A 17,866-nucleotide genomic window follows, 5' to 3' on the forward strand; every position below is an offset into this window, starting at 1 on the left:
ATTAAATAAAAAGTATTGCAAGGGAGAAACATGTTGTATGAAGGGTACTAGTTAATATTGTATGTTATTTGCACAATTGTATCCTTTTAGGATGGTTCAATCTTCTAGTAGCTTTTGTCATGGATAACAGGCCCAATGAGATTGTGATGGTCAGATCAGAATATCATTGGGTCCGAGTTGAGGTTACAGGTGTATTTTGAAGGTATTTTGGAACAAGGAATTATCACATTACGGAAAGATACTGAACGAGCTCATATGTTATAAGTCCACCTCCTTGTTGAAAATGGAAAAGACCATGGAAAATTGACCAGACTTAAAGTCAAGCCAAGACCTCCATGGTCTTTGTTTTATCATAATATTCTTTTATACCGTTGTTATTCTACACAAATGTGTTAATTCCTTCTATAGTTTTGTGTTTTTAAAAATCTATTTTTATAGGTTATAATCCCCTTTGAATTTTGCTTTGAGAGGCTTACTCACTTGAAGCCTTGACAAGAGTTAAATCTACTGACAAGAGTAAATCTACTGACAAAAGTTTGTAATGTTGGTTATCATATTACAAAAAAATGAAAATTCTGAAAATTATTAAGGGAAAGCTTTACATAAATGTTATTCCTTGATATTATAATAATAATCATCATGAATATAAGGCCCATGGAGGTCTTGACTTGACAGTAGTTTGGTCATCTTTCATTGGCCTTTTTTATTTTTGGAGGTGTTAACAATGAATTAGTGATTTAAGAGTAAAGCTTATGTTTGTAAATTATCCAATTGCCGAGGAGGTGAGCTCTGTTGATAACCTCAGAATTAGAATTTATCACTAAAGCTTTAATAAAGGGACAGGCTAACCGGGTGAAAACTCTTACCATACTGGCGATTGAGAACGGGATAGAACCCCGAACAATCCTTGAAAAAGCATTAATGCCAGGCATGCAGGAAATCGGAAGACAATTTAAAGATAACATTATCTATATTTCGGATGTATTAATCGCTTCACGGGCAATGTATGCGGGGTTGCATGTATTGAACCCGTTCTTGTCAAATCCACAGCAATCTTCACTCGGTAAAGTAGTTATTGGCACAGTAGCCGGAGATTTACATGATATCGGGAAAAATTTAATTGTTATGATGTTTTGTGGTGCTGGATTAGAAGTCATTGACCTTGGAATTGACGTCCAACCTGAAGATTTTGCGCAAGCAATTATAGACCACCAGCCCGACATCTTGGCCATGTCTGCTATGCTTACGACCACTTTAGGTATGATGTCTGAGACAATAAGGGAACTCAATCGTCGGGATCTACGCGATAAAGTTAAAATTATTATTGGTGGAAGTCCAGCAACTCAAGAGTATGCACAAACTATCAAGGCAGATGGGTTTGCTGTCGATGTAATGAAAGCGGTTGATTTGGCAATGAAACTTATTAAAGAAAGTGTTAAACCTCATAAAGCTACACACTGCCTCGTTAACTGAAAACCATAAATGCACGGAGGCAAGAATGGTGAACTATCGATGAAAGTTTATAGGTTGGTTCCAGGAACTCTCGTCCAAACTGTCTGGCGAATGCAAAGAAGTTATGCTATTAAGGCCATATGAGTCATTAGGTGGTGAGACGACGCCTGTGATTTATATGGTTTTTTATCATTTTGAAAGAGATTTATTATCCTTGACTTTAGTAGCGGAGATTTTTCCCATATAAATTTTTCAGGTGCTTTATTCTTAGTTGTCTAACCCAGTTTCCATGGTCTTCATACATATCTCCCCCTAGTGTTTTAATCATTCGTGTACCATTCACAGTCTTAGCCTCAGGGACGCCGTAAAAGGAATTGGTTAACTGAGTAAATACAGTAATAACTCGATTTTTTCGCACTATGAGCACGACTTGATTACCCTCTTGTGCAGGGTCTGGAGCTAAGTAGTACTTGGCACTTTTTTTCATTTTATTTAAGATACAAGCTACCTCATTAGCTTCCTCAAAAGATACCTCACGTGCAGTTTGTAACCACTCCGCCATAAAGCGGTTAACTGCGAGTGGGTCTAACCCAAGTCTACCAACAACACCTTCTAAGCTATGAACAGTGGCTGTAATCATATTATTTCCCCATCCCCTCATACTAATTAACCCATAGTCCATAGTTCCGTCTAAGAAAAACATCTCTAAAAATCACCTTATACATCAACCTAGAAGTAGAATAAATAAACCTCCCGCACTCAAAGCAGGAGGTTTATAAATATGCCAATAACATAAATATCCTTACCCTCCCATCCGTCGTGGGTGCTAAAGGTGAATTCCAAAATGAGCAGGTATCCTGGCTTAAGTTCATCGCAACCTTACGTCTTCCCGGATAACTCCAGTGACATTTTGTAAAGCTACTCCCTATTACAGTGGCGGGACCGCGTCAGAATTAGACTGACTTCTCATTTAAATATTATCTTTATGTTTGCAAAGACAATATACTCATTTGGTATAATATTAAGTTGCTTAAAGAATAGCATGGGTCAAATCCCCTGTCAATGGTATTTAAGGCCATTATCTTCATATATTCACCTCTAATCATAGATCGATTTAACATCCTAGCCTCAGGTAATAGAACTGGTTAACGGAGCAATAGAGTGACCACTCGATTTTTTTACCATGCTTCCAGTTTTATCAGATTAAGGAACGAACGAGTGTAGGCCTAATGCTCTGCCCACATATGAACATAACTATGATATAAGAGAGAAGTGTATCTGAAAGGGGATTGCTTGGAGATCAAAATACGCTAGTAAGCTGCGTAGAGTTGTATTTATTAGTTAAAGCAGCTAGTTTGTTGTAGGTGATTTTAACATAGGATTAAAAAGTAAAATGTTAAATAATCAACATATTATGGTGAGATTATCGTATTAATTACTTGTTAGCGGGAAGTATTCGCCTGAGAATTCAATAGAGCGTCATTTAAGGCATCATTTGAGAGTACTTCAAGCAGTATAATAAACCATTGACAGGAAAATTAACCCATGCTATTCTATAGCCAATTTAATATTATGAAGAGTAAGTACACTTCTTTTGTAAAAAGAAGTGTTTAAAAGGGAAGTCGGTTTAAATCCGACGCGGTCCCGCCACTGTAACAGGGAGTAGCCTTGCAATGTGTCACTGGATTAAATCTGGGAAGACGTAGGGCTATGATGATCTAAAGCCAGGAAACCTGCTTATTCTGAATTTTCCTTTAGCCCACTAAGGATGGGAGGTAAGGATATCTATGTCTCTGAACATATATAACCTCTTGCATCCAGGTGCAAGAGGTTTATTTAATTTCTTTGATGGACCACTAGAATAATTTGAGAGTAAGAGCCTGTCCAATCAGATGGTGTTAAGGAGGTGTGCGATTTTAGAGCAGATGGTTTGACGAAGACATAGGCAATATAGGCTTAAAGGTAGAGAATAAAGGAGTGGTTATATTTTGAACCTGCGAAAGTTTAGAAGTATTGGTTTATTAATCATCTACGTTGTTGCTATCTATGTTATATTTCCGGATAATGCTTACGCTATGCATATTATGGAAGGCTTCTTGCCTTTTAACTGGGCCGCTTTTTGGTGGATTGCGATGATTTCGTTTGTTATCGCTGGGGTAATTTCCATTAAGAAAACAGTGACTGAACACCCGAGTTTAAAGATGTTGCTGGCCATGGCCGGAGCCTTCGCTTTTGTTTTGTCGGCCCTGAAAATTCCGTCTGTAACGGGTAGCTGTTCGCACCCAACTGGTGTGGGCCTAGGTACGATTCTGTTTGGACCTGCAGCAATGACTGTCTTGGGGATGATTGTCTTAATCTTTCAGGCTCTATTACTGGCTCACGGCGGAATAACAACCCTAGGTGCTAACACGTTTTCTATGGGGATTGTTGGACCATTTGTTTCTTATGCTATCTATAAAGGTACCAAGAAAATGGGCGCGCCGCTGTGGCTATCTGTTTTTCTATCAGCAACGATAGGGGACCTAATGACCTACATCACAACTTCCTTTCAGCTGGGGCTGGCTTTTCCTGCAGCCACAGGTGGAGTAATGGCTTCTACAGTAAAATTCATGGGTATCTTTGCGTTCACTCAGCTTCCTTTAGCTATAAGTGAGGGTATCCTTACGGTAATGGTGATTAATATTCTGAGTGCTTACAGTAAAAAAGAGTTGCAGATTTTATCGGTATTTACTGGGAAAGAGTTGCCTAGCAACAAACAGGGGGTGAAAGTATGAAACCGATTGCCAAGAATGGAATATTACTGGTAATTGTTGTTGTCTTGGCCTTCGCTCCGCTTTTTGTAGCCCATAATGGCGAATTTGCCGGAGCTGATGATCAGGCAGAGCAGGCAATTAGCTCGATCAATGCTAATTATGAACCTTGGTTTAAGCCCTTGTGGGAACCACCAAGTGGAGAGGTTGAATCTTTTTTGTTTGCCTTACAGGCTGCGCTTGGCAGTGGATTCGTCTTTTATTATTTGGGTTATTCGAAGGGTAGATATAACGAGAGCAAGAAAAGTCAAGCTGGGTAACCTTGGATTGTTATGTCTTGGAGACAATGGCAGATGCTTGTGAGAAAATAGAAGGACATTTTTCGCTATGACTTGGCCCAATAGTGGCTTCTCTGTTACGCAAGCATGGAACATGTTGTGGGAAGCAGGTTATGGTGCTAATAAATAACATCAACAATTATTGTTATTAGGATTGATAAGGCGTTCTCGTGAGAGAACGTTTTTTGTTTCTATATGAAAGGAGGCCTGAGTGATAAAACTTTGAGAATAATTATCTATAGACGGAAATAATTAATTTTGATAAGGAACAATTTGGCAGGAATTCGCGAACGATTGTAGAATGTAAATTATTGAGGAAATGATATTGCTGTGCAATACCATGAAGGTGTTTGCAAAAACCATGGAGGTTTGACTCGTTAGAGTCTACTTCATGGTTTTTATTTTTGCTCAGGTAGAAAATGACGTACAAGGTCAATGATGGAGGTGAATTTTATGGAGAAAACATAAGCAGGTTGGACGATTGGCAACGCTGCGTTGTCTAGGAAGTGTGAGGAGAAAGAGAAAAGGACTCAAAAAACTAATAATTAAGGAGTAGATGAACGATGGATGAACTAGTTCAGAGAGATTGGGATCGTTGTGTGGAGTTTCATGGACATGTCTGTCCGGGGTTAGCGATTGGCTTCCAAGCCGCTCAGATTGCCTTAAAAGTGCTCCCTGCTTTAGAGGGGGAGACGTACAATCCTAAAAGTGGAATTGTCAGCATTGTGCAGAACGATGCTTGTTGCGTGGATGCCGTGCAGACGTTGCTTTCAAGCACCTTTGGCAAAGGAAATCTAATGTTCAAGGATCATGGCAAGTTCGTTTTCAGTTTCATCCGTCGTCAGGATGGGCGTGGTGTTCGTGTGGCCCTGAAGTATGACGCCATGGATAATGAGAGGCATCAAGCTTTGAGGTCTAAAGTGATGGATAATACAGCAACCCCGGCTGAGGTAGAGGAATTTTATAAAGTGCATGAAGAGCTTTCGATGCATCTAGTGGAAGCCCTGCCGGAAGAGCATTTTGATTGGCGGGAAATCACCTTTGAATTGCCGAAGGGTCCTAAACTCAATCCTACCGTGCAATGTGCTTACTGTGGAGAAGGTGTAATGGAACAACGGGCGAGTGTTCGCGATGGATGTATTGCTTGTCCGGAGTGTGTGGAAACCTATGAGTCGCGGGTCCTTGTGTTAAATAAATGAAAGCTTGAGCTGGGAAAATGATTTGAGGTGATTAAAGTTGCTTCGTGATGAAACCGTGCCGGATGGCGGGATAATTCATTACTTAAACTATACCTGGAAGAAGAAATTAATCTTGTTGGGTCTGCTGGTTATGACTGCTCTGCTCTCCCTATATGCCATCAGTGCCGGTTCGGCCGAGCTTACCCCCTGGCAAGTGGTTCTGACGTTACTCGGTCGAACCGAGGGACAGTCTCAGATTATCATTTGGTCAATCCGTTTACCCCGAGTATTGGCCTCGATGGTTGCGGGGATCGGTTTGGCGGTTGCCGGTGCGGTCATGCAGAATATTCTCCGCAATCCCTTAGCTTCTCCGAGTACCCTCGGAATTGCTCAAGGCGCAGCCTTTGGAGCCGCGCTGGCCATCATCGGCTGGGGAGCCGGCAGCACTTCCAGTACAGGTGGAGGAGCGTTACTGATTAATAGTCCCTATACTGTCACAATCTCAGCTTTTGTAGCGGCGATGCTTACGACGATGATCATTCTCTTTTTGGCCCAATATAAGGGAGTGTCTCCCGAGTCAATGGTGTTGGCTGGTGTTGCTTTAGGATCTCTCTTCTCCGCGGCTACAATGCTCTTGCAGTTTTTTACCAATGATGTTAATGTTGCAGCCGTCGTTTTTTGGACCTTTGGCGACATCGGGCGGGCATCATGGGGTGAGTTGGGGATTATGTCCTGTGTGGTCTTAGGAGCCTTGCTCTTTTTCTTGTTCAACCGCTGGAATTATAATGCCCTGGACAGTGGGGCTGAAACTGCCAAAGGTCTGGGTGTCAATGTAGAGCGGACGAGACAGTGGGGGATGTTCTTTGCCTCTTTGATCACGGCTACCGTCGTTTCCTTCTTGGGAATCATCGCTTTCATTGGTCTCGTCGCTCCACACCTCGTAAAACGTTTGATTGGTGGGGACAATCGTTTTCTTATTCCGGCTTCTGGGGTGATGGGTGCCTTGTTGCTTTTGGCTGCGGATACTCTGTCCAGGCGGATTATTGCGCCTGTGGTTTTGCCGGTTGGAGCAGTCACTTCCTTTCTGGGTGCACCGCTCTTTCTCTATCTTTTAGTTAGGGGGTCTAAGTTACGATGATCTTATCCGTTAATGGGATCGAATTCAGATATGGATGTCGCACAATTTTAGAGAATATAGGTTTCACTGTCCAGCGGGGGGAGTTCTTATCTATTTTAGGGAATAATGGCGCTGGAAAATCAACCTTGCTGAAGACACTGAATAAAATTCTCTCACCGCAACAAGGGAATATCTTTATTGGGCAACAGGAATTGTCTAAACTTAGCCGCTTGGCGATTGCCCTTAAAATGGCCTATGTCGCGCAAAACTACGGGAGCAATCGTCAGACCGTCTTTGACGCTGTGCTCTTGGGCCGTAAACCTCACATTAAGTGGGAGGCGACAGCAGCCGATTTATCTTTGGTCCAGGGAATCCTGGTAAAAACAGGTTTGGCGGAGTTTGCCCTGCGCTACTTAGATGAACTGAGTGGAGGAGAACTGCAGAAGGTTGTCATCGCCAGAGCCTTGGCCCAGGAACCCGAGGTTCTGCTCTTGGATGAGCCCACCAGCAATTTGGATCTGAGAAATCAAATGGAAGTTCTGAAAACCATCCGGACCGCGGCTCAAGAGAAAAATATTGCAGTGGTTGCTGTGATGCACGATCTTAATTTAGCTTTGCGCTTTTCGGATAAATTCTTATTGCTCCAGGATACAAAGGTTTTTGCGGCGGGTGGTCCGGAGGTGATGACGGCAGAAAATATCACTCAGGCCTATGGAGTTCCGGTAAGCGTGGATAGAGTACAGAACCAAATGGTCGTAATTCCCAGGTGAGTTTAGAGAGCTGGAACTTTATTCAAGTGTTTTCCTCCTTGAAAATATCTATTATTGAAAAGGATGTCTGGCTTGGGCGGAGTGCCTTCTGACCGAGGAGATCCTCAGAGAAAATTATGCCTTGATCATCGGTAAAGTAGTGCACTTGGAAGCCGATGATAACTTCTTTAATGAAGCCGGAGAAATGGATTTTGAGCGGGCCCAGCCTCTCTTCATCATGATTGGCGAGCAGGGAATTCAGTTTACCAGACCGATTATATCCACGAGAAAAGCAGCTCATTCGGAGATGTTTATAAAAAAGGAGCTCTAAAAGCATTTGTGCAGGGTCGTTATTGCCTCCGCAATGTAGTCTTATCATTAGCCAAATGTATTTCGAAAGTTGACATAGGAGCGAATTCGAAACACGGAGTACCAGAGCAGAGAGGATGAATTCAATGAAAAAGGTGATAGCGTTATTGTTGGCTTTGCTTATGCCAGCGTTGCTTTTAACGGGATGTGGAGATGCTGCAGGCACTAAAGAATCGGGAACAGTTCCGGCAGCAGCGGCTCAGGTTCAGAAACAAAAAATTACTGATTTGGTCGGGAGAGAAGTCGAGATTGCGGTACTCGTCCAAAGGGTCGTGGCGATTGGACCGGGGGCGTTGCGGCTGCTGGCCTATGATGAAGGGACATCCCTGGTGGTGGGTATCGAAGAGACTGAGAAAAAGCCTTCTCCCGGGAGATCCTACATGCTGGCTTATCCAGACTTGAAAAAGCTGCCCAGTATTGGTCAGGGGGGACCGGATACTGCCCCGAACGAGGAGAGTTTGGTTAGCGTCAAACCAGATGTTATTTTTGTCAACTCTCTTGTCGATAAAGAGAAGGCGAATCAACTTCAAGCCAAGACAGGAATTCCCGTGGTTGTCCTGAGCTATGGCCCACTGGCAACCTTTGATGAGGATCTTTACCGTTCTTTAACTATGGTTGGCATGATCATAGGGAAAGAGAAGCGGGCTCAAGAGGTTGTGAGTTATCTTAAACAAAGTGAAAAGGATTTGGCAGAGCGGACGGAGGATGTTCCGGCGGAGGACATACCAAAGGTCTATGTCGGTGCTGTAAGTATGAAAGCAAAGCTGGGGATTGAAAGTACTCAGGCTAAATACCCGCCGTTTAAGTTCATTGGAGCGAAAAATGTTGTCGATGAAACAGGCAAGAGTGGAACCGTTATGATCGATAAAGAAAAAATTATCAACTGGGATCCCGATATCTTATTCCTTGATGAGGGTGGTTATACAGTCGTTACGGATGATTTTAAGAAAAATCCTGCTTTTTATCAGTCTTTGCGAGCGGTGAAAAACGGCCAAGTTTATAGTCAGATTCCCTACAATAACTATACTACCAATATTGACACGGCATTTGCCGATGCTTATTACGCAGGCAAAATTATCTTTCCTCAACAGTTCCAAGACATTGATCCGATTAAGAAGAGTGATGAAATTTATCAGTTTCTGCTAGGCAAACCCCTGTATGCAGAAATGGCACGGGATTTTGGAGGCTTTAAAAAGCTTGAGATAGGGAAGTAAAAGCGGCACTTCTTTTTTGCTATCTTTAGTGATGGGGGCGAAGTTACGATGATCTTAGTGGTTAATAAGCGATCTCGATGTTTCTCTCTTCCAAACTGGAGTGAGTTTTCTCCTGGACAGAAAATGCATGACATATTGTGGTTATTGCTGAAGTCGAACACCTTCCCTGTATATGAGAAAGAATGAGGAGGTTATATGCGGATAGCAGTCATTGATGGACAGGGTGGCGGCATTGGTAAACATATAGTGGAGCAGTTACGCAAACGAATTCCCGAATTGGATATCCTTGCGCTGGGAACGAATGCCCTGGCTACTGGGGCAATGTTACGAGCAGGGGCGACAGAAGGCGCTTCAGGGGAGTCCGCGATTTGTTATAACGCGGATAGGGTGGATTTTATTGTAGGATCGATCGCGGTGATGATAGTTTATGGTTTGTTAGGGGAAATCACTCCCGCAATGGCTACGGCCATTTCTTCCAGTAAAGCAGCTAAATTATTCATTCCAATCCAACGTGGAAATATTCTAATTGTGGGAGTCCCCCGTATCCCGTTGCCCCACCAGATTGAAGCCCTGGTCGACGAAGTGGAGGAACGACTTAAGCTTAACCCTTCGAGAGCCAGAGAACAGTGACAATTCCAAATGAAATGAAAGGTGATTCGGATAAAACGAAAGGATGGTTGTAAATGAAAGAAGAGGTTATTAATTATTGGAGCGACAAATGCAATAGGAAAGCAATGGCTGAGGCTATCGCCAAAGAATGTTAAAAAGCCATATGCTTTTGAGATGCTTTTGCTGAAATAACGTTCGGCACTAATCTTGCATTGTTCATCCTATGTGGTAATATTATCCTATACATCCTAACCTGGGAGGGGATTAATTTCATGCCACTACCAAAAGGAAAAAGTAATTATTCCTACGCTGATTATCTTACTTGGCCGGAAGATGAAAGATGGGAGATTATCGACGGCATAGCTTATATGCAATCAGCACCATCTCCTGTTCACCAAGAAATATCGGGTGGTCTTTTTGCCCAATTTCATAATTATCTCTCAGATAAACCCTGCAAAGTCTACCATGCACCATTTTGCGTTAAACTGATGACGGATGATGAAAAGACAAATGAAGACATAAAAAAGGTTGTTGAACCAGACATAACTGTAGTGTGTGATCAATCCAAAATTGATGATAAGGGATACAACGGGGCTCCAGACATGATCGTGGAAATTATATCTCCATCGTCGATTAAGATGGATAAATTTATTAAATTTAATAAATATGAAAAAGCAGGAGTTAAAGAGTACTGGATTGTCGAACCAGAGGGAAAGCTTGTCATTGTATTTACATTACAAGGGGACCAAAGATATGGTCGACCAGATATATATTCAGAGGATGATGAGATTAAAGTATCAATATTTCCCGATCTTGTGGTTAATCTGAAACCGGTTTTTGACAGTATTGGTAGTTGAACAAGACCCGACACAGGTTTATCTGAACCAATCCTTTATGTATAACGGGTGTTTAGAGCGAATTATTCACTAGTTTATTGGTATAGCTTTCTTTGGGTGAATCAAAGACGTCTACTACTGACCCATGCTCAATAATCCTTCCGTTGTACATGATATATACTCTGTCGGCAATTTTCCGGGCCAGAGCCAGGTCATGGGTTATATACAACATCGCAAAACCCTTGGCGTTTTGTAATCCCTTTAGAAGCCTCAATACGTTGGCCTGGGTGGATGGATCAAGCATGGAGCTGATTTCATCAGCAATCAGCGGCTTCGGTTCCATGACTAGGCTTCTTGCCAGAGCTACCCGCTGCTTTTGACCGCCGCTTAAGCAATGACATTTTCTGGCGATAAACTCGTCGTCACTGGGAAGCTGAACATCCTGGAGAGCCTGTCTCACTTTGTCAAGCTTCTCCTCTTTTGTGCCTAGTTTTAAGATATCGAGAGGCTCTTTGATTACTTGGGCAATACTCAAATGTTCATTGGTGGCTGTGAAGGGATCCTGAAAGACGATTTGAATGCCGTTTTTACGACTGGTGGCCTTATTCCCTTTAATTTTTTCGCCTTCAAACATTACCTCGCCTTCGTCTGCTGTCAATACTCCCGCCAGAATACCGGCCAAGGTGGTTTTACCCGAGCCTGATTCTCCAATTAAGGCGACAACTTCTCCGGAGCGGATTGTCAGGTCACAGTTATCGCAGACTTTAATTGTTTTCCCTTTTAAACCGTTCCGGTCAGTACAGTGTGCCTCAGGAGACACTCCAAGATCTGCTCGTGTACCGTCAAGACAGGATTTAGAACATCCAAACTGTTTTGAAATACAATGGCAATTTACTTGGCCATCAACTGTCGCCGCTTTTTTTAATAACCCCATCATAGCCAGGGCAATCGAGGTTTTTCCACTGCCGAATTCTCCAATGATTCCCAAGCCGCTCCCCCTGTCCAGGTTAAAGCTGACCTTGTTTACGGCCGGAGTTCGTCTTTTTTCGTTGCCACGAGGGCTATGGCTATGACACTCTTTAATATTTTCTTAAACATGCTACCCCTCCTTAAGGCTAAATTTTCCAATACATCCAGGCAATCTTGGCCTCGATTTTTTCCTTGATCTGGCCATTTTTAGAGATTTTCTCCAGATAAGCGTTGATATGTTCCTTTTGCACCTCATTTAAAGGGTGTGTCATTTCATAATAGGCCTTGTACAAGGCAACAGCCTTTTCCAGAGTGTAAGTATTTTCCCATTCGGTATCCAGATAGGTGATCTCTGGGTAAAAGCCCATCAACCATAAGATATTGAAGCCGCAGTAGATGGTCTTGCTGAAATCTCTATGGGTGCCTTGCCAATCAAGAAGGCTGGTCAAACGGTCTCTTACCGAGTCCCTTCTATTAACAAAGGTGCTGACAAAGCAGAAGCCTTTACTGGCCTGCACCATTTTTTCAAGAGTATTTTTACTGTTAATGGCCGGAGTCATTGAGGCAAAGACCAGATCAAATTTCTTCTCCCAGCCCAAAGCCTTGAGATCAGCCATTTCCCAGTCCAGAGTGTCAAACGAGGCATTATTAAGCCCTTCAGCCTGGGCATTCTCTCTGGCAAACTCAATCATCTTTGGAGAAATATCCGTGCCGATAACACTTTTGGCTCGTTTGGCGAATTCAACAGAATACTTACCGGGACCGCAGCCAATATCAAGAACGTTTCCATCTTCCTTCAGCATTCCTTTAGAGATAAACAGCTCCAAGACACTGTCTAACCGCTTGTCTCTTTCGTTATTTTGTTTTCTGAGGTTGAAATCCTCGGCTCTGCCATCCCAGAAGGATTGACAGGCCGTCTTATCTGTTTCCTTCTTGCTCCAGATCTGCTCAAAATAGTTTATATCCATAGCTTAACACCCCCTGAAATAGTCAATGAAGCCGTCAAGGCATATCTTTTTACCTTCATTGAACTTTTGCATCTTCTTATTTTCATAAGCACAGTGTTATGTGGGTCTTTATGTTCTCACTTCCTCTCAGATAAAATAAAAAACCACAAAGGTGACCCTAATGAGTCAAACCTCCATGGTTTTGCATACGCCTCCATAGCTTTGCTTTACATATTTGCATATTTATTCTAAATATTATTCTACATGTTTGATATATTATTCTACATGTTTGATATATTTCCTGCATAGTTAAAAAAAAATAATTTATTTTCTAGGGGAATATTTTGGCATAGTATCTAAATATTTTCTTTTGGGCTTCTTCTTTACGCCATTTAATTCCTTTTGAATCATCTCGTTGTAGCGCTCATTAGCGGTCTGCCAGGAATTTACCCTTGTTCCCAACCCCTACTACTGGGGTGAAAAACCTAAGGTCGATAAAATAACCTTTAACGAATATAACTTTGTCATGATTGATGTGGAAAGGCGCTACGGGAATGCTAAAACGTTAGACGACAGCCCAAATAGTAGTTTTTCTTTGTGGTAAAATAAGGTATAATTGATCTGAGGTGATTAGATGCCTGCAATTGAAGATATTATAAGTAAGAGAGAGCAAATTATTAGCTTAGCAAGACAATACAAAACTCATAACGTCAAATTATTCGGTTCTGTTCTTAGAGAAGAAGAAACTCGGGAGAGTGATATCGATTTTTTAGTGGAATGCCAGGATGATTGTTCTCTTTTTGATATCATTTCTTTGAAGTATGACCTTGAAGAATTTTTAGGAAGACAAGTAGATATCGTAACATATGATTCTTTGCACTGGACTTTAAAAGACAGAATTCTTCTGGAGGCCAGGTCGATATGAAAGATGCAAAAGTTTTTCTTCAGAGTATATTCGAATCTATTGAAAAGATAGAAAGCTATACTTTCTCAGGAAAAGATGAATTTATGAAGTCGACTCTCACTCAAGATGCAGTAATAAGAAATCTTGAGATAATTGGTGAAGCTACTAAGAATATTCCACAAGATGTCAAAGAACAAAACAGCGAAATTCCTTGGAAGCAAATGGCGGGACTTCGTGATGTGTTAATACATGATTATATGGGTATAAGTTTAAAAATTGTATGGAATGTCGTACAAAATGAGCTCCCCCAACTAAAGACTATGATCAAGAAAATACTGTAATTTATTAGCACTGAGCAGTTAATGTTCAGTGCCATGTTTATATTTGGGGCTTGGGCCATCGTCTAACTTCTAGAGATTTACGAGGTTCGTAGACGGAGAAAAAGGATATGGTGGAATTTGCTTGACGTTCAATCATTGGTAAATTGTAAGAAAGTGCGAATATATAATGCGGAGGAACTATGGGATAAAAAAAGGAAAGGAGTTACTATTAAAATGAAGAGATATGTTCATGACATATCCCATGGTTGAAAATGAGATGATAGAGCTTAAGATTTGAGAGACCATAAAAATCAGTTTTATGGCGTCACACAGTAGACATTTGAGCAACAATAGATTCTTTGTGTATTATTGCAATCAAGACACTTATTAAATATCAATTTGAGTAGAAAGGAGTTTGTGAGATTGGATTGGTTTATGTTAAATATATGGCTTTTTGCGTTAATAGCCGGAACAACTTTATTAATTTTGTCAGGTAGCAAAAGATATATTGATTGGGTAAAAGAAAGAATGCCTATGCCAGAGGAAAAAACAATTAAATTGGAGAAAAGCGGGGCTATCGGCCTTATTACTATTTCTGTTTTAAGCTTATTACGAGTACTAAGCTTGATTGATCATAGATGGAAAAATCTTACGACTAGAAATCTGGTTTCAGAAGGGCTCATTAGAAAGCTAGCTATTGTAGATAAGTAAGATTGTGGAAGGAGGTGGAAATAGATTGTTGATTCTAAGTTTTTATAAGGATATCTCGTTTGGCCTTCCTATCGACGTATGATGTCGACTTAGCTTATTCCTGGTCAGATAGGATAGTCATAATGTACAGTGGAGGGATTCATAATCGCGTTCTACAAGCTCTTCTTCATCGCTTACCACTCATATTCCTAAATTGAGATAAGCGAAAAGATTTAGGTACTTACGCTGGACAAGCTGGGAGTTCTTTTCTGGGCATCAAATGGTGGGCATCTTTCTAAGATAATACGATGGTTGAGAAGGGTCATGTCTTTAATTTTAGCCTGGATGAACAACTGTTTTCCAAAGATATCCATAAGTTTAAGGCCATTTTCATAAGGCTCAATGATATCAACTGACTCCATGAGTAACACCTCGTTTTCTCCATCTTTGAGATAGGCATTTGACTCACACATTCATGATCACTCCTTTTTTAAAATAAAGGCAAAAAAGACCATAGAAAACTGACTATCAAGTAGTCAGACCTCCATGGTCTTCGTAAAACCTTCATGGTTTCTCAGGTTATGATTATATATGTATTCTATAACCATATCATGAATTCCTGCTAAGCAAATGTCTAAAATGAATAAATAACGAAGAGTTCTTATTTAAGGGAACTTGCTGCCCATTAGTCGGTTCAATCTCCTAACTTCTCTCCGCCGACCAAAAACATCGGTGTGGATCGATATAAGATTTGCTCAGCAACATCCCAGACCTGCTCTGCAATATTATTTTCAGAGAAAATGTAGGAAAAGCCACTTCCTCTTAAGGCTGAAAAATCCCATTGAGGTCTAACTTCCCTGCTTAACGGAAGTTCCCTGCTGATCCTATCTGATTCTTCGGTATCAGTGTTTTTGTGAGGATTTTCCATACCCATTTCATCGGCTGTTTTTTGGTCTTCTTCATAGCGGCGTTGCATCTCAGCATCAAAAAGGCGCAAATGCCAGTTGGCATCAAAGACAAGCAGCCTGCCCCCCGGTTTCAAAACCCTATGCCATTCAAGGTAGGCAACCTCTGGTTCTTTCAAGATCCAGGTCAGATTTCGGCAGAGAATTAAATCAAAACTATTACTCTCTAAGTCGAGTTTCTGACAGTCCATTTTTCTAAAGTCAGGAGCGACACCTTCCCGCTCTGCATTTCGGCGAGCATGAGCTAACATTTCTTCAGTGCAGTCGATGGCTGTTACTTTATGTCCCAGTGAAGCTAGAATAATAGCAAAGAAACCGGGTCCTGTCCCGATATCTAAGACCTCCATTTGTTTCCTTTGGGGAGCATATTTTCCGACTAAGTTAATCCAGGCATCTTTTTTAAAGCCTTTCAATTCGTTTTGGATGCTTTCACTATAACGTTGGGCGCTGCCAGTCCAGTATTTCTCAACACGTTTTTGCAGTTTCGTCTTAAGCCCTCCTTTTATCCAGCTCGTAGTTATGGCAGGCAATAAAGTGTTTTTCGGATACTCGCTTCATTACGGGTATATTGGTCTCACATTGTGGTTTAGTCATGGGGCAGCGGGAAGCATAGGGACAGCCCAAAGCATCAAAGCCCGTTTGGTCGAGTTCACTTTGATAAGTGGCGAGCGTTTGTTTTTGACCAGGGTCACAGGAAAGCACTGAGGAGAGAAGCTGGCGGGAATACGGATGGCATAGTGAATCAAATAAGGATATATCTTCGATATACTCAACAATCATTCCCAAATACATTACTGCCAGAGAATCCGCTAGATAGTATACAGATTCAATGTCGTGAGAAATAAAAAGATAGGAGAGATGATACTCCTGCTTCAGGTCGGTCAAGAGATTCAAAATCTGTGCTTGCACGGATACATCGAGGCTGCTCAAGGGTTCATCTAGAATTATGAGTTTTGGTTTGACAGAAAGTGCCCTGGCTATGCATACCCGTTGCAGCTGGCCGCCGCTGAACTGTTCGGGATATTTATCTTTGTGTGCCTTGCTTAGCCCCACTTTTGCCAACAGTTCGCTGATTAGGTTGTCTTCCTGCTCGGGAGCTATTTGTAAAAAATTCTTGACGGGTTCACCGATGATCCTACCTGCAGGATGTCTGAGGTTTACTGAGCCAACACAGTCCTGAAAAACCATCTGCATATCTCTACGTAATAAGAAACGCTCTTGTTTATTAGCTGAGAGCAGATTGCTCCCTTGTAATAAAATTTCTCCCTGACTTGGTTTAACTAGACCAGCTATCATTTTTCCTAGGGTTGTTTTGCCACAGCCGCTTTCTCCTACTAAACCTAGACAGGTTCCAGATTTTATGGATAGAGAAACATTCTTGACGACTTTTGAAATCTTTTTCCTGCGCCAAAAATAGTTCCGGAAGGCATACCTCTTACTCAAGTTTTTTACTTCAAGAACATGCACAAGTGGTTGCCTCCTCCAGTGTGGCATAGCGCAGGCATCTCACAGTATGACTCCCTAAGCCATAATCACTCATCTCAAATTTTTGGCAGTCTTTTTTGGCGTATGAACAGCGTTCAGCAAAAGGGCAACCGGCTTTAATCTGCATAAGCGAGGGAGGATAGCCCTCAAGTACCTTCAATCTGTTCTTGGTGAAGGAAGGTTTAGACTGCAGCAAAGCACGTGTGTAGGGATGCAAGGGGTTTTCGAATATCTCGAATGCAGAAGCTTTCTCTATAATATACCCAGCATACATTACGGCAACGTCGTCTGCCATTTGAGTAATGATTCCTAAATCGTGAGATACAAGAAGCATTGAGGTTTTAAAGTTGTCTCTCAAGTGAGACAACTCCCCAAGTATCTGGTATTGTACAGTCACATCGAGAGATGTGGTTGGTTCATCAGCTATCAAGACAGCTGGGCACATGAAAAGCGCTATGGCGATCATAACTCGTTGCAGCATCCCTCCACTGAGTTGAAACGGGTATTGCTTCATGATTTTTTCCGGCGAGGACAAGTTAAGTTTAGAAATCATATCAAGAGCAATCTGTTTTGCTTCTCCTTTGGAGACGGCTTTATGGCAGCGGATGGTTTCCATAAAATGTTCTCCTAGGGTAATCAAGGGATTGAATGACCCTATGGGGTTTTGCATAATCATAGACATGGCAGCGCCGCGCAGCCTTCTTAGTCTTTCTTGGTCACTGTATTGAATCTTCTGGCCTTGAAGAAGAATATTGCTTTTAACATTCCATTTTTCCTTCTCCAAAAGCCCCATAATGGCCTGGCAGGTTGCTGACTTACCGCAGCCACTTTCTCCGATAAGCCCTAATACATTTCCTTCATACAAAGTAAAGCTAACATCCTTAACGACCGGCACATTTCTGGCCGGTGTTCTGAGTTCAACCTTTAAATGTTCGATTTCCATGACTTTTGTTTTAATCATCCTTAGAGCCTGC

General features: G+C 41.8%; 20 protein-coding genes and 2 riboswitches. Of the genes, 12 read left to right on the forward strand and 8 right to left on the reverse strand.

The features are described 5' to 3' along the window. Positions 1–792 precede the first annotated feature (792 nt). Complete coding sequence (locus tag DSBG_RS05470) at positions 793–1,473, forward strand: cobalamin B12-binding domain-containing protein (protein WP_068963182.1); 681 nt, start codon at positions 793–795, stop codon at positions 1,471–1,473. A 199-nt stretch (positions 1,474–1,672) separates the two neighbouring features. Here DSBG_RS05470 and DSBG_RS05475 read toward each other — a convergent pair whose 3' ends face one another. After that, positions 1,673–2,155, reverse strand: a complete 483-nt coding sequence (locus DSBG_RS05475; protein ID WP_242877412.1) for a hypothetical protein — start codon at positions 2,153–2,155, stop codon at positions 1,673–1,675. Between the two features lie 127 nt (positions 2,156–2,282). Next, positions 2,283–2,477, reverse strand: a riboswitch (cobalamin riboswitch). Between the two features lie 539 nt (positions 2,478–3,016). Beyond that, a riboswitch (cobalamin riboswitch) is annotated at positions 3,017–3,207 on the forward strand. A gap of 233 nt (positions 3,208–3,440) precedes the next feature. Here DSBG_RS05475 and DSBG_RS05480 point away from each other — a divergent pair. The 5 genes from DSBG_RS05480 (at position 3,441) to DSBG_RS05500 (ending at position 7,605) form a co-directional block, all read left to right on the forward strand. After that, positions 3,441–4,226 (forward strand): energy-coupling factor ABC transporter permease, encoded by a 786-nt coding sequence (locus DSBG_RS05480; RefSeq protein ID WP_068963183.1) that lies wholly within the window; start codon positions 3,441–3,443, stop codon positions 4,224–4,226. Then, the gene (locus tag DSBG_RS05485) at positions 4,223–4,522 is read left to right on the forward strand and encodes an energy-coupling factor ABC transporter substrate-binding protein (RefSeq protein ID WP_068963184.1); all 300 of its coding nucleotides are present in this window, start codon (positions 4,223–4,225) and stop codon (positions 4,520–4,522) included. Before DSBG_RS05480 ends, DSBG_RS05485 begins: the two co-directional genes overlap by 4 nt. A 581-nt stretch (positions 4,523–5,103) precedes the next feature. Then, complete coding sequence (locus DSBG_RS05490) at positions 5,104–5,739, forward strand: FmdE family protein (RefSeq protein WP_068963185.1); 636 nt, start codon at positions 5,104–5,106, stop codon at positions 5,737–5,739. Positions 5,740–5,776: 37 nt separating this feature from the next. After that, entirely contained in the window at positions 5,777–6,856 is a 1,080-nt protein-coding gene (locus tag DSBG_RS05495; RefSeq protein ID WP_068963186.1) for a FecCD family ABC transporter permease, read from the forward strand. Next, complete coding sequence (locus DSBG_RS05500) at positions 6,853–7,605, forward strand: ABC transporter ATP-binding protein (RefSeq protein ID WP_068963187.1); 753 nt, start codon at positions 6,853–6,855, stop codon at positions 7,603–7,605. The genes DSBG_RS05495 and DSBG_RS05500 overlap by 4 nt, the downstream gene beginning before the upstream one ends. Positions 7,606–7,627: 22 nt before the next feature. Here the strand turns inward: DSBG_RS05500 and DSBG_RS22890 are convergent, their stop codons facing one another. Then, positions 7,628–7,885 carry a hypothetical protein gene (locus tag DSBG_RS22890; RefSeq protein ID WP_176716179.1) on the reverse strand — a complete coding sequence of 86 codons (258 nt, stop codon included), beginning with the start codon at positions 7,883–7,885 and terminating at the stop codon, positions 7,628–7,630. A 154-nt stretch (positions 7,886–8,039) separates the two neighbouring features. Here DSBG_RS22890 and DSBG_RS05510 point away from each other — a divergent pair, with 154 nt between their 5' ends. The 3 genes from DSBG_RS05510 (at position 8,040) to DSBG_RS05520 (ending at position 10,633) form a co-directional block, all read left to right on the forward strand. Beyond that, positions 8,040–9,167: an iron ABC transporter substrate-binding protein gene (locus tag DSBG_RS05510; RefSeq protein WP_068963189.1), complete on the forward strand. Its 1,128-nt coding sequence runs from the start codon at positions 8,040–8,042 to the stop codon at positions 9,165–9,167. Positions 9,168–9,362: 195 nt separating this feature from the next. Further along, the gene (locus DSBG_RS05515) at positions 9,363–9,797 is read left to right on the forward strand and encodes a DUF3842 family protein (protein WP_068963190.1); all 435 of its coding nucleotides are present in this window, start codon (positions 9,363–9,365) and stop codon (positions 9,795–9,797) included. 251 nt (positions 9,798–10,048) lie between these two features. Further along, positions 10,049–10,633 (forward strand): Uma2 family endonuclease, encoded by a 585-nt coding sequence (locus DSBG_RS05520; RefSeq protein WP_068963191.1) that lies wholly within the window; start codon positions 10,049–10,051, stop codon positions 10,631–10,633. A gap of 52 nt (positions 10,634–10,685) precedes the next feature. Here DSBG_RS05520 and DSBG_RS05525 read toward each other — a convergent pair whose 3' ends face one another. Together DSBG_RS05525 and DSBG_RS05530 are read right to left on the reverse strand one after the other, a co-directional pair. Further along, a complete protein-coding gene (locus tag DSBG_RS05525) occupies positions 10,686–11,600 on the reverse strand; it encodes an ABC transporter ATP-binding protein (RefSeq protein ID WP_068963192.1) in 915 nt (304 codons plus the stop codon). A 127-nt stretch (positions 11,601–11,727) separates the two neighbouring features. Next, complete coding sequence (locus tag DSBG_RS05530) at positions 11,728–12,549, reverse strand: class I SAM-dependent methyltransferase (protein ID WP_068963193.1); 822 nt, start codon at positions 12,547–12,549, stop codon at positions 11,728–11,730. A 613-nt stretch (positions 12,550–13,162) separates the two neighbouring features. Here DSBG_RS05530 and DSBG_RS05535 point away from each other — a divergent pair. The 3 genes from DSBG_RS05535 to DSBG_RS22895 all read left to right on the forward strand — a co-directional run bounded on the left by DSBG_RS05535 (position 13,163) and on the right by DSBG_RS22895 (position 14,463). Then, complete coding sequence (locus tag DSBG_RS05535) at positions 13,163–13,453, forward strand: nucleotidyltransferase family protein (RefSeq protein ID WP_068963194.1); 291 nt, start codon at positions 13,163–13,165, stop codon at positions 13,451–13,453. Beyond that, the gene (locus tag DSBG_RS05540) at positions 13,450–13,773 is read left to right on the forward strand and encodes a HepT-like ribonuclease domain-containing protein (protein WP_068963195.1); all 324 of its coding nucleotides are present in this window, start codon (positions 13,450–13,452) and stop codon (positions 13,771–13,773) included. Before DSBG_RS05535 ends, DSBG_RS05540 begins: the two co-directional genes overlap by 4 nt. Before the next feature lie 402 nt (positions 13,774–14,175). Next, entirely contained in the window at positions 14,176–14,463 is a 288-nt protein-coding gene (locus tag DSBG_RS22895) for a hypothetical protein (RefSeq protein ID WP_068963196.1), read from the forward strand. A 212-nt stretch (positions 14,464–14,675) separates the two neighbouring features. On the opposite strand, the gene DSBG_RS05550 is transcribed toward DSBG_RS22895, so the two are convergent. From DSBG_RS05550 to DSBG_RS05565, 4 genes are all read right to left on the reverse strand, one after another. After that, complete coding sequence (locus DSBG_RS05550) at positions 14,676–14,915, reverse strand: CooT family nickel-binding protein (RefSeq protein WP_068963197.1); 240 nt, start codon at positions 14,913–14,915, stop codon at positions 14,676–14,678. A gap of 221 nt (positions 14,916–15,136) precedes the next feature. Next, a complete protein-coding gene (locus DSBG_RS05555; protein ID WP_242877414.1) occupies positions 15,137–15,937 on the reverse strand; it encodes a class I SAM-dependent methyltransferase in 801 nt (266 codons plus the stop codon). Further along, the gene (locus tag DSBG_RS05560; RefSeq protein ID WP_083236735.1) at positions 15,897–16,874 is read right to left on the reverse strand and encodes an oligopeptide/dipeptide ABC transporter ATP-binding protein; all 978 of its coding nucleotides are present in this window, start codon (positions 16,872–16,874) and stop codon (positions 15,897–15,899) included. Before DSBG_RS05560 ends, DSBG_RS05555 begins: the two co-directional genes overlap by 41 nt. Continuing rightward, complete coding sequence (locus DSBG_RS05565) at positions 16,861–17,853, reverse strand: ABC transporter ATP-binding protein (protein WP_068963199.1); 993 nt, start codon at positions 17,851–17,853, stop codon at positions 16,861–16,863. Before DSBG_RS05565 ends, DSBG_RS05560 begins: the two co-directional genes overlap by 14 nt. Positions 17,854–17,866: the final 13 nt, after the last annotated feature.

Origin of the sequence: Desulfosporosinus cupriresistens, from assembly GCF_001707885.1 — a bacterium.
GTDB lineage: Bacteria > Bacillota > Desulfitobacteriia > Desulfitobacteriales > Desulfitobacteriaceae > Desulfosporosinus.